This window comes from Flavobacterium sp. P3_A6 (assembly GCF_056403035.1).
This window is the reverse complement of sequence record NZ_JBFUGG010000010.1, coordinates 55,005-67,312: the sequence shown is the minus strand read 5'-3', so window position 1 is coordinate 67,312 and position 12,308 is coordinate 55,005. Positions and strand designations below refer to the sequence as shown.

Genomic DNA, 12,308 nt, shown 5'->3' with positions numbered 1-12,308 from the left:
AAAAAATTATGCATGCATACTATTTTATTTTTATTACATTTACATTCCAAATAAAATAAATTATGAGTTATACCGATAAAATGCTGAGAGATGATGCTTTACATGGCAAAGTAATAGTAGTTACAGGAGGCGGAAGCGGATTAGGAAAAGCGATGACCAAGTATTTCTTAGAATTAGGCGCAAAAGTTGCCATTACTTCAAGAGATTTAGACAAACTAAAAAGTACTGCACAAGAATTGGAAACTCAAACAGGAGGAACTTGTCTGCCCTTGCAGTGTGACGTTCGCCATTATGAAGAAGTCGAGAATATGCTGCATGAAGTATTAAAAGCTTTTGGCAAAGTCGATGTATTATTAAACAATGCAGCGGGGAATTTTATTTCACCAACAGAACGCTTATCATCCAATGCCTTTGATACTGTAATTGATATTGTTTTAAAAGGAACCAAAAACTGCACACTTGCCTTTGGAAAACATTGGATAGATACTAAACAAACTTCGGCAACCGTTTTAAATATTGTTACAACTTATGCCTGGACTGGTTCTGCCTATGTAGTTCCCAGCGCCACAGCAAAAGCAGGTGTTCTAGCAATGACGAGAAGTCTAGCGGTAGAATGGGCAAAATACGGAATTCGTACCAATGCAATAGCTCCAGGTCCATTCCCTACTAAAGGTGCTTGGGATCGATTATTGCCTGGTGATCTTGCCGAAAAWTTTGATATGGCCAAAAAAGTTCCTTTAAAAAGGGTTGGAGATCACCAGGAATTAGCCAATTTAGCTGCTTATTTAGTCTCTGACTTTTCTGCTTATGTAAATGGTGAAGTAATTGTTATTGATGGCGGTGAATGGCTGAAAGGTGCTGGACAATTTAATTTATTAGAAGCCATTCCCGAAGAGCTTTGGGATCAATTAGAAATGATGATTAAAGCAAAAAAGAATCGTTAGCAACACATCACAATGCTAAAATTCATTTTTACTTTTTAAACAAATAAATAAAACACAACTTCTAGAGAGAGCTTATACAGTTCTCTTTTTTGTTTTTAGTAAACACAAAAACAGCAAATAATGCGCAAATTATTTAAGCCATCAGGAGAAGTCTAAAAACTATTTGTTTTTGTTAACAAAATAGATTTTCAAAACCCATAAATAATTGTATTTTTACCGTTCAAAATTTAGAAAATAAATGGGCAAAATCATAGCGATTGCGAATCAGAAAGGCGGAGTTGGAAAGACAACTACTTCAATTAACCTGGCTGCTTCATTAGGTGTTTTAGAAAAAAAAGTATTACTAATAGATGCTGATCCTCAAGCGAATGCCACATCAGGTTTAGGAATTGATGTAGAAACAGTCGAAATTGGAACCTATCAAATTCTCGAACACAGTCATACCCCTCTGGAGGCTGTCATAAAATGTTCGTCGCCAAATGTTGATGTAATTCCCGCACATATCGATCTTGTTGCGATTGAGATTGAGCTTGTCGATAAAGAAAATAGAGAATACATGCTTAAAAAAGCATTAGAAAGCGTAAAAGACCAATACGATTATATCTTGATTGACTGCGCGCCGTCTCTTGGACTTTTGACTTTGAACGCCTTAACCGCTGCGGATTCTGTAGTTATTCCAATTCAGTGCGAATATTTTGCATTAGAAGGTTTGGGCAAATTATTAAATACCATAAAAAGTATTCAAAAAATCCACAATCCAGATTTGGACATTGAAGGTTTATTACTAACCATGTTTGATTCCAGACTTCGTTTATCAAACCAAGTGGTCGAAGAAGTCCAAAAGCATTTTAACGATATGGTTTTTGAAACCGTCATCCAAAGAAATGTAAAATTAAGTGAAGCCCCAAGTTTTGGAGAAAGCATTATAAACTATGATGCTACAAGCAAAGGAGCTGTTAATTACATTCATTTAGCTCAAGAAATTATAAAGAAAAATAGTAAATAGCTGTATGTCAAAAGCAATAAAAAAACAAGCCTTAGGTAGAGGTTTATCTGCATTATTAAAAGATCCTGAAAACGATATTCAATCGGTAGAAGATAAAAATGCAGATAAAGTTGTCGGCAATATTATAGAGCTTGAAATTGATGCTATAGAAATAAATCCATTTCAGCCCCGAAGTAATTTCAACGAAGAATCTTTACGCGAACTAGCCACTTCTATCAAGGAATTGGGGGTAATTCAACCTATTACCGTACGTAAATTAGACTTTAACAAATACCAATTGATTTCTGGAGAACGCCGTTTACGCGCTTCAACATTAATCGGACTTACTACCGTTCCTGCTTACATCCGTATTGCAAACGATAATGAGTCATTAGTAATGGCTTTGGTTGAAAACATCCAGCGTCATGATTTAGATCCAATAGAGATTGCACTTTCTTACCAAAGATTGATTGATGAAATTCAATTAACTCAAGAACAAATGAGCGAAAGAGTTGGTAAAAAACGCTCTACCATTGCCAATTATTTAAGACTTTTAAAACTCGATCCGATTATTCAAACTGGAATACGTGATGGTTTCATCAGTATGGGTCACGGCCGCGCTATCATTAACATAGACGATCACGATGTTCAGACGGATATTTATCAAAAAATAGTAAGTCAAAATCTATCCGTTAGAGAGACCGAAACTTTGGTAAAAAACTATCACGAAAGTTTGAAACCAAAACCGGCTATCCCTGCAAAAACTGCTTCTTTCGAAATTAATGATGAAGATGTGAGTACTTTCAACAAATATTTTGGAACAAAAATAGATGTAAAAGTTGCTGGAAATGGCAAAGGTAAAATTACAATCCCTTTTCATTCTGAAGAAGACTTCAATAGAATTATAAAATTAATAGAAGGGTAGTGAATAAAATCATATTCATAGGTCTATTGCTTTTTCTTTTTGGAAACGCAGCAATTTTTGCACAAGCAAAAAAAGATGCTGTTTTACAGTCAAAAGACACTTTAAAATTAACAGAAATAGATCCATTGACACCCGCTAAAGCTGCCTTTTATTCAGCTATATTACCCGGATTAGGTCAGGCATACAATAAAAGGTATTGGAAAATCCCATTAGTTTATGGAGCTATGGGAACCAGTTTATACCTTTATATTGATAACAAAAAGAAATACAACGAGTATCGTGATGCCTACAAAAGCCGTCTGTCTGGCAATCCTGACCCAAGTTACAATTATCTTACAGACACACAATTAATTTCAGCACAAGAATTTTACCAGAGAAATGCTTCTTTATCAGGACTTTTTGTGATTGGCTTTTATGTACTAAACATTATAGATGCCAATGTTGATGCAGCATTAATTCAGTTCAATGTCAATCAGACTTTATCTGTAAGACCAGAAATAACTCCAGATGCTGTAACATTAAAATCAAATCTGGGACTAACGCTTAATTATCGTTTTTAAATTCGAAAATTATTGGTCTCTTTATAAAAAATTAAAAAACTACACATAATGAAAATTGCGCTTTTAGGATACGGGAAAATGGGGCAGGTAATCGAAAGAATTGCTTTAGAAAGAGGACATGAAATTGTTTTAAAGAAAGATGAATTCAATACTTACGAAGGACTTTCAACCGCCGATGTTGCTATCGATTTTAGTGTACCAACAGCAGCCGTAAGCAATATATCCAGCTGTTTTCACGCCAACGTTCCTGTAGTTTCGGGTACAACAGGCTGGCTAGAGCATTATGACGAAATGATTGCTCTTTGTACTGCCAAAAATGGAGGCTTTATATCTAGCTCAAATTTTAGTCTTGGTGTAAATTTATTCTTTGAATTCAACGAATATCTTGCCAAAATCATGTCAAAATTTGACCATTACAAAGTAGAAATGGAAGAGATTCATCACGATCAAAAACTAGATGCTCCAAGCGGAACAGCTATATCATTAGCCAAAGGAGTTATTGAAAATAGTAATTATTCCAATTGGACATTAGACAGCCCAAAAGAGAATGAAATTCATATCGAAGCAGTAAGAACAGGAACTGTTCCAGGCACTCATACAGTAACTTACAACTCCGAAGTAGACTCTATCGAAATAAAACACACTGCCCATAATCGAGAAGGTTTTGCCTTAGGAGCGGTAATCGCCGCCGAATGGCTGGCAGGGAAACAAGGCGTGTTTACTATGAAAGATGTATTGAATTTAAATTCCAAATAAAATAAATCCTAAACAATAAAAACTCCAAATTCCAATTAGAAAATAGATCGATTTCTAACTTCTAATTTCTAACTTCTAATTTTCAAAATTATGACACTATATCTTTGGTTTGTGTTTTTCTTAGCCGTACAGGTTATCCATTTTTTAGGAACATGGAAAATATACGAAAGTGCCGGCAGAAAACGTTGGGAAGCTGCCATTCCAGTTTACAATGCTATTGTATTAATGAAAATAATTGGCCGTCCAACTTGGTGGACGCTTTTACTTTTCATCCCAATTATTAATTTGATAATGTTTCCTGTTATTTGGGTAGAAACAATTCGCAGTTTTGGCAAAAAAAACACCACAGATACCCTGCTTGTAATTGCAACCTTAGGGTTTTACATCTTTTACCTTAATTACACCCAATCTTTAACTTACGTTTCCGACAGAAACACTAACCCAGAGCATAAAGCCGCCGATACAATTAGTTCATTACTATTTGCAATTATCGTAGCAACCATTGTGCACACTTATTTTATTCAGCCCTACACTATCCCAACTTCTTCATTGGAAAAATCATTGTTAGTTGGAGATTTTTTATTTGTAAGCAAAATGAATTATGGCGCTAGAGTTCCAATGACTACTGTAGCAATGCCTATGGTACACGATACGATTCCATTGACCAAACAGAAATCATATTTGAATTGGCCGCAATTACCTTATTTTAGACTACCAGGCATACAAAATATTAACCGTACTGACATTGTTGTTTTCAACTGGCCAGCAGATACCGTGTATAAATTTAGAGACCATTCAGGACTTAGAGTTGACAAGCCTATTGACAAGAAATCAAATTATGTAAAACGATGTGTTGGCGTTCCTGGAGACAGTTTATCAATCAAAGATGGATTAGTATATATTAATGGAAAAGAATTGATTTTGCCAGAACGTGCAAAACCTCAATTTTCTTACAAAGTAGTTTTAGACGGTAAAACTCCTGTTGACTTTGAATATCTTTTCAAGGATATGGACATCACAGATGGCGGTTATTTCTTAAATCAACAAACAAGAGATACATTAGTTATAAGCGCATTGACTTCTGCAGGAGCAGAGAGATTAAAAAACATACCTGGAATAACAGCTGTAAACAGGATTATTTATAAAAATGCTGACAGCGGTATTTTTCCTCATACTAAACAATGGAGCCAAGATAATTTTGGACCAATTTATATCCCTCAAAAAGGCAAAACAGTCGCCTTAAACTTAGAAACATTACCTTTCTACAAAACCATTATTACCGATTACGAAAAAAACGAACTGAAAATAAACGGCAATGAAATTCTAATTAACGGAAAAGCAGCAACTACTTACACTTTCAATCAAAACTATTATTGGATGATGGGAGACAACCGCCATAACTCTGAAGACAGCCGTTATTGGGGATATGTTCCAGAAAATCATATTGTAGGGAAACCAATTTTTATTTGGTTAAGCTGGGACACTAATGGTAAAGGCTTAAACAAAATTCGTTGGAACAGAGTCTTCACAACCGTTAGCGGTGAAGGACAGCCACAATCGTACTTTAAATACTTCCTGATTGCACTTGCTGCCTTTTTTGTTGGTGAATATTTTTGGAAAAAAAGAAAAGCGCAAAAAAATATTTAGTTAAATGGTTTAAAGTTTGAGGTCTATCAAAACTGGCCTCAAACTTTGAGCTTAAACGTTTTAACAAATGGATATTATACTACATCCCTCCTATTTCCCATCAATTAGTCATTTTGTAGCAATGGCACAATCTGACAGTATTACATTTGAAATGGAGGATAATTTTCAAAAACAAACGAACCGTAACCGAACTTATATTTACAGTCCAAATGGCATTCAATTGCTGAATATTCCAATAAAACATTCTAATTTAAGCCATCAGAAGACAAAAGACATTAAGATAGAACAGGAATTTGACTGGCAAAAACAGCATTTCAAATCACTGGAAGCCGCTTACAGAAGTTCTCCCTTCTTTGAGTACTTCGAAGACGACTTACTCCCTATTTTTCAAAAAAAACATACTTTTTTGATGGATCTTAATTTTGAAGCTTTAGAAATAACAGCTAAGTGTTTGCGGATGAAGTTAGAATTTGGCACCACAACCGAATATTTCCAAGAAATCGAAAATTCCGAAATTACTGATTTTCGTTATTTGGTAAATGGAAAAAAAGACCATTCCCTTTTTGAGCCTTATACTCAAGTTTTTGATGATAAACATGGATTTTTAAACAATTTAAGCGTTCTTGACCTGCTGTTTAATGAAGGTAGATATGCTATGGATTATTTAAAACAACAGACTTTAAAATAAAACTAAAACCAATTCTATATCTTTGTTAAATGAAAACCAAATATTCCATCTCTGAGCTATCTTCTCATATTTTTTGGGATGTGAATATAATGGCTTTGGATTTCGAAAAATCTAAAGAGCAAATTATTTACAAAGTGCTGGAATTTGGCGTGATGAATGACTGGAACATTATTAAAAAAGTTTATGGCTTAGAAGTCATAAAAAATGTTTCCTTAAATTTCAGATCTCTAGACGAAGTTACTCTTTCATTTCTCTGTAATTTATTTCAACTCGAAAAATCTAACTTTAGATGTTACAAACACAAACAATCGAACCAAAACTTCTGGAATTATTAAATAAAATAATGGCTTCTGAAGTGTTTGAAGGATTTTATTTGGTTGGAGGGACATCATTAGCATTACAAATTGGACATCGGTTTTCAATAGACATCGATATGTTTGGAAATGCTGAAATAAACGAAATAGAATTTATTGAAGAGTTATCAAAATTTGGAAATGTCATTATATTAAAAAAAAGCAAAAACATCATTATTTTTTCTGTTGACGKCATAAAAGTTGATTTTGTAAATTACAAATATCCTTTAATTGAAAATCCAAAAGTCATTCAAAACATAAGAATGCTATCTGATAAAGATATAGGAGCGATGAAACTAAACGCTATTGCCGGAAGAGGGAACCGAAAGGATTTTATCGATTTATTTTTTCTTCTAAAAAAATACACCCTAAAAGAACTTTTTTCATTTTATAAAAAAAAATATATAGACGGCTCCGAATTTATGGTTCTAAAAAGTCTCACATACTTTGATGATGCAGAAAAAGAGGAAATGCCAGTTATGTTTGAAGAAGCTGATTGGAATCAAATAAAAAAAACAATATTAAAAGCAGAACAAAAATTAATTTAATTCCAAATAATTAACAATACTTATTAGACCGTAAAACCAACACAAAGTTATTCCATAGACAATTTCGCCATAATAGGATAATGGTCTGAGTTCTGAAAATCGGAAAAACTTTCGAATTGCTTCACTTCCATAGTTTCATCAGCAAAAATATAATCTATTCTTGCTGGGTAATATTTAAATTTATAAGTCGCCCCGAAGCCTTTGCCAGCCTCTTCAAAGCTGTCTCTCAATTTCCCTTTTATATTGCGGTACACGTACGAAAAAGCACTGTTATTCATATCCCCACATATAATTATAGGATATTTACAATCTTTTTCGTGTTCTTTAAAAATGGCCGCCTGTTCCTGTTGCTGTTTAAAAGCTTTACTGATTCGGCTATAAAGATACTTGGATTTCTGCTGATCAATTACATCAATATTTTCTGAAATTTCACCTACTTCCGGTGAAATTTTTATAGACTGCAGATGCATATTATATACTCTAATAATGTCTTTCCCTTTCTTTATATCAGCAAAAACAACATTATTATTAGAATGAGGAAATACGATGTGTCCCTGATCGATAATAGGAAATTTAGAAAATATAGCCTGACCCGTTTTAACTTGTTTTCCCTCCATCAAAACATATTTATAAGGATACACTTTTAAGTCAATATCAGCGGAATTTGAAAACTCCTGAATGCACAATATATCGGGATTTTGATTATTGATAAATTCTAAAATTGTATCTGGAACATCATCGCGGTCTAACCACTTAAAAACGTTAAACAGTCTCACATTATAGCTCATAATGGTAAAATCCTTGTCGCTTTCCTTAAATTCTTTAGCAGAAAATTTATAAAACTTATTAAAAAAAGTAATTCCAATCAAAAGAACTAAACCTGACAAAATCATGCGCTTTTTAAACTGAATTCCCCAATACAGAAAGAACAATCCGTTAGCTAAAAGGAATAAGGGCATGAATAAAGTTAATACCGATAAAAACGGAAAGATTTTTGGTGCCAAAAAAGGCAGCAGATAAGCGATGAATGTTAGCACTATAAGCACTAAATTCAAAAGATACATTCCTTTATTAAACCATGAAAGGTTCTTCATTTTTAATGTATTTTAAACTTCTAAAAGTTAAAAGTTTCGATTACACTTCAATAATAATTAGATAAAAATAGGTTATTTTCCGGCTTGAAACAAAAATTCTTTTTCTTCTTGGCTCAAACTGTCATAACCAGACTGACTAATTTTATCCAAAATTTCGTCTATTTGCTGCTGTTTTTTATCTTTAACCACTATTTTAGAAATCGGTTTTTCGATTGGCTTTTTATAATTTTTATGCACTTTTTTAAAAGGTGTCGACGGTTTTTTAAATAAATTGGTAAAGAAATCCAAAACCGCAGTTACTGTCTTAGTCAAATCAATTCCGTTTTGCAATAACTTCACATACATAAAACCGAAAAAAGCTCCTGCTAAATGTGAAATATGCCCTCCTGAATTCCCTAAACGAAATTGCATTAAATCCAAAACAATAATTACTGCTGTAACATGCCATAATTTGACATTGCCAATCAGTAATAATCTTACATCCATTAGAGGGCTGTAGGTCGCTGCAGCAACTAAAATAGCCATTATTGCTGCCGAAGCACCAACTATAGCACCGCTGTAATGCATCAGATTAAATGCTAGAGCAAAAATCAGTCCCGAAAAAATAGCGCTTAAAATATACAGCCCTAAATATTGTTTGGAGGAAAAAAAAGTCAAAAACAGGTAGCTGGCAAAGTTCAGTACCACCATATTGAAAAGCAAATGAAAAAAACCATCATGAAAAAAAGCATACGTCAAAAAAGTCCAAGGTTTCAACAAAAAAACGGCTGGCTCTGACGACAAAGCAATCCAATTGGGAAAATCAAAAGCTCCAATGCTAAATTGATAGAAAAATAAGGAAACTAAAAAAAAACCTATATTCCAATAGATCATTTTTAAGGCGATGCCTCCTAATCTATATTGCATTTTCAAATCGTCTAAGATATTCATGCTTTTATTATTTTCGATTACATATCTAATTCTGAAACTTAATTACAATTTACAGAATACTTGCCTCATTTAAAATTAATTCCACCGATTTTTGTTAAACTGGTTTTTCTTCCAATACCACATCATAACATAGCCTGTTAAAGCCCCGCCAACATGCGCAAAATGAGCTATTCCTGTACTTCCTGCACCGAAAATAGATTGCCCTCTAAACCCTAAAAACAAATCGACAGCTAATATTCCTGGTACAAAATATTTTGCTTTAATCGGAATTGGTATAAACATCAGCGCCAATTCAGCATTTGGAAACATAAAGGCAAACGCCACTAACAAACCGTAAATAGCTCCAGAAGCACCAACAACAACCCCTTTTGAAAGCATTGATGCATTTACAATAGTATTAAATTGCTCTTGAGTACAGTGCACTCTTTCTAATATTGAATTTATTTCTCCCGGAAGCATTTTTCCTCTTTCGTCAAATAACGTACTGTAATCTGCATTTAACAATTGATGTATTTCTGAATTTGATAAATTTAAGCCGGAGACTTCAGACAGTAAAGAATGAATTTCAAAATAATTCACTCCCGTGTGCAATAATGCAGCACCTAATCCACAAGAGATATAAAAGAAAATAAACTTTCTGCCACCCCAAAAATGCTCCAAAGCACTGCCAAAAGAATAGAGTGCAAACATATTAAATAAAATATGGGCAACATTAGGAAATGGCGCATGCATAAACATATGGGTAATTAACTGCCAGCCTTTAAAGTTATCGCTTTCAGGATAATAAAGAGCAAAAAGATCATACGATACTGGCACTAATTGTGAACCAATAAAAAAGATAATATTAATAATCAATAGCTGTTTTACAACTGGTGTAATATTCATCATAATGCAAATTTTTTATCTAAATCTTCCACACGCATGGTGATGAAAGTGGGTTTCTGAAATGGGGATACATTTGGATCTTTACAGGCAAAAAGACCATTCACTAAATTCTCCTGTTCTTTTTCGGTTAAATAAGCGCCTGTTTTAACTGCCAAACTTTTGGCCATCGATTTGGCAATAGTATCATTCTGGCTGAAACTGTTCTCAGGAATTCCGTTATGCAAATCACTCAACAGCTGATCCAAAACGGCCGTTACTTCGCTCTCGGTAATATTTACCGGAATACCCGAAATCACGATATGATCCGAATTTGATTCCTCAAAAACAAAACCAGTATTGACTAATGACTGTTGTAACTCGGTAATAAGTTCCATTTCGGTTGCGGAGTAAAACAAATTAATCGGAAACAGCAATTGCTGGCTCGAAGCATGCTGAACGGTCATATTTACTAAAAATTGCTCGTACAAAATACGTTGATGCGCTCTGTTTTGATCCACAATTACCATTCCGGATTTTATGGGAGAAACAATATATTTTTTGTGAATTTGATATGTTTTCTGAACAGTCTGTTCTACTTCTTCATCATTAAATAAAGATGATGTAACCTCTTCGTTTTCAAAAGAAAGCCCGTCATTTTCAAAAGAATAATCGTTGTTGCTCGAAGCAAATTCATTGCTGCCAGAAACAATAGCCGTATCGTGTTTTACATCCGTATACAAACTTTCCCAACTGGTGGCCGATTCTGCTTTTTTATAAGATGATTGGTAAGTCTTATTTGGTTTTTCTTCAGCAAAAGGGTTAAAACTCCTGTCAACCTGAATCGTTGGCACTTCTGCTTCCAAATTTTTATAATGATAAGGAGTATCTAAATTAGCATCACGTTCAAAATCCAAAACAGGAGCCACATTAAACTGCCCCAAACTATGCTTTATAGACGCTCTCAATATAGCATACATCGCACTTTCATTATCAAACTTAATTTCAGTTTTAGTTGGATGTATATTGATATCAATGGTATTTGGCGGTACCGTTAAATACAAGTAATAACTAGGCTGCGAACCGTCTTTCAAAATCCCTTCATAAGCAGCCATCACTGCATGATGCAGATACGGACTTTTTATAAAACGGTCATTGACAAAGAAAAACTGTTCTCCCCTATTTTTTTTGGCAAATTCAGGTTTGCTCACAAAACCCTGAATATTCATCATCTCAGTATCTTCGACAACAGGAACTAGTTTTTCATTCGTTTTTCCGCCAAAAAAATTAACGACGCGCTGTCTTAAACTTGACGGAGGCAAATTATACATATCGCTTCCGTTATGGTAAAACGTAAAATGGATTTTTGGATGCGCCAAAGCCACACGTTGAAATTCGTCAACGATATGGCGGTATTCCACCGTATCCGATTTCAGGAAATTACGGCGCGCCGGTATATTAAAAAATAAATTTTTGACTGCAAATGAAGTTCCTTTTGGCAAAACCGCCACATCTTGGGACATAAATTTGCTCCCTTCAATAACAATGTGAGTTCCTAGCTCCTCCTGCTCCAATTTGGTTTTCATTTCCATGTGGGCAATCGCTGCTATTGAGGCTAAAGCTTCACCGCGAAATCCTTTGGTATGCAGTGAAAATAAATCTTCGGCTTGACGGATTTTGGAGGTTGCATGGCGTTCAAAACACATACGCGCATCGGTAACATTCATCCCCGAACCATTATCGATCACCTGAACCAATGATTTTCCAGCATCTTTTATGATTAATTTGATGTCGGTTGCTTTTGCGTCCACTGCGTTTTCTAACAGTTCTTTCACTACTGAAGCTGGTCTTTGTACCACTTCACCAGCGGCAATTTGATTAGCAACATGATCAGGAAGCAATTGAATTATACTCGACATTGAAAAATTTTAGATTTAGGATTATAGATTTAAAAATTTAAATCAAAAGGAAGACAAATTTAAGGAATTTCTCTTGGGTTTTACCTCATTGGCACTCA

13 protein-coding genes are annotated in these 12,308 nt (G+C 34.2%); 9 read left to right on the top strand and 4 right to left on the bottom strand.

Annotation, left to right across the window (positions count from 1 at the left end; genetic code table 11):
• Window positions 1–62 precede the first annotated feature (62 nt).
• The 9 genes from AC1DVP_RS11820 (at window position 63) to AC1DVP_RS11780 (ending at window position 7,406) form a co-directional block, all read left to right on the top strand.
• On the top strand, window positions 63–944 hold the full coding sequence (locus tag AC1DVP_RS11820) for an SDR family oxidoreductase (RefSeq protein ID WP_477183675.1): 882 nt from the start codon (window positions 63–65) through the stop codon (window positions 942–944).
• A 238-nt stretch (window positions 945–1,182) separates the two neighbouring features.
• Window positions 1,183–1,950, top strand: a complete 768-nt coding sequence (locus AC1DVP_RS11815; protein ID WP_115814434.1) for a ParA family protein — start codon at window positions 1,183–1,185, stop codon at window positions 1,948–1,950.
• 4 nt (window positions 1,951–1,954) lie between these two features.
• The gene (locus AC1DVP_RS11810) at window positions 1,955–2,854 is read left to right on the top strand and encodes a ParB/RepB/Spo0J family partition protein (RefSeq protein ID WP_477183674.1); all 900 of its coding nucleotides are present in this window, start codon (window positions 1,955–1,957) and stop codon (window positions 2,852–2,854) included.
• Window positions 2,854–3,414: a DUF5683 domain-containing protein gene (locus AC1DVP_RS11805; protein ID WP_477183673.1), complete on the top strand. Its 561-nt coding sequence runs from the start codon at window positions 2,854–2,856 to the stop codon at window positions 3,412–3,414. The genes AC1DVP_RS11810 and AC1DVP_RS11805 overlap by 1 nt, the downstream gene beginning before the upstream one ends.
• 48 nt (window positions 3,415–3,462) lie before the next feature.
• On the top strand, window positions 3,463–4,170 hold the full coding sequence (dapB, locus tag AC1DVP_RS11800) for a 4-hydroxy-tetrahydrodipicolinate reductase (protein WP_477183672.1): 708 nt from the start codon (window positions 3,463–3,465) through the stop codon (window positions 4,168–4,170).
• Between the two features lie 90 nt (window positions 4,171–4,260).
• Complete coding sequence (gene lepB, locus AC1DVP_RS11795; protein ID WP_477183671.1) at window positions 4,261–5,817, top strand: signal peptidase I; 1,557 nt, start codon at window positions 4,261–4,263, stop codon at window positions 5,815–5,817.
• 67 nt (window positions 5,818–5,884) lie between these two features.
• A complete protein-coding gene (locus tag AC1DVP_RS11790; protein ID WP_477183670.1) occupies window positions 5,885–6,505 on the top strand; it encodes a WbqC family protein in 621 nt (206 codons plus the stop codon).
• A 29-nt stretch (window positions 6,506–6,534) separates the two neighbouring features.
• On the top strand, window positions 6,535–6,840 hold the full coding sequence (locus tag AC1DVP_RS11785; RefSeq protein WP_477183669.1) for a DUF6922 domain-containing protein: 306 nt from the start codon (window positions 6,535–6,537) through the stop codon (window positions 6,838–6,840).
• Window positions 6,795–7,406 carry a nucleotidyl transferase AbiEii/AbiGii toxin family protein gene (locus AC1DVP_RS11780; protein WP_477183668.1) on the top strand — a complete coding sequence of 204 codons (612 nt, stop codon included), beginning with the start codon at window positions 6,795–6,797 and terminating at the stop codon, window positions 7,404–7,406. Before AC1DVP_RS11785 ends, AC1DVP_RS11780 begins: the two co-directional genes overlap by 46 nt.
• A 47-nt stretch (window positions 7,407–7,453) precedes the next feature.
• Here the strand turns inward: AC1DVP_RS11780 and AC1DVP_RS11775 are convergent, their stop codons facing one another.
• From AC1DVP_RS11775 to mutL, 4 genes are all read right to left on the bottom strand, one after another.
• On the bottom strand, window positions 7,454–8,500 hold the full coding sequence (locus AC1DVP_RS11775; protein ID WP_477183667.1) for an endonuclease/exonuclease/phosphatase family protein: 1,047 nt from the start codon (window positions 8,498–8,500) through the stop codon (window positions 7,454–7,456).
• A 72-nt stretch (window positions 8,501–8,572) separates the two neighbouring features.
• Complete coding sequence (locus AC1DVP_RS11770; protein ID WP_477183666.1) at window positions 8,573–9,430, bottom strand: rhomboid family intramembrane serine protease; 858 nt, start codon at window positions 9,428–9,430, stop codon at window positions 8,573–8,575.
• 75 nt (window positions 9,431–9,505) lie between these two features.
• On the bottom strand, window positions 9,506–10,318 hold the full coding sequence (locus AC1DVP_RS11765; RefSeq protein WP_477183665.1) for a rhomboid family intramembrane serine protease: 813 nt from the start codon (window positions 10,316–10,318) through the stop codon (window positions 9,506–9,508).
• Window positions 10,315–12,210 carry a DNA mismatch repair endonuclease MutL gene (mutL, locus tag AC1DVP_RS11760; protein WP_477183664.1) on the bottom strand — a complete coding sequence of 632 codons (1,896 nt, stop codon included), beginning with the start codon at window positions 12,208–12,210 and terminating at the stop codon, window positions 10,315–10,317. Before mutL ends, AC1DVP_RS11765 begins: the two co-directional genes overlap by 4 nt.
• Between the last annotated feature and the right edge of the window lie 98 nt (window positions 12,211–12,308).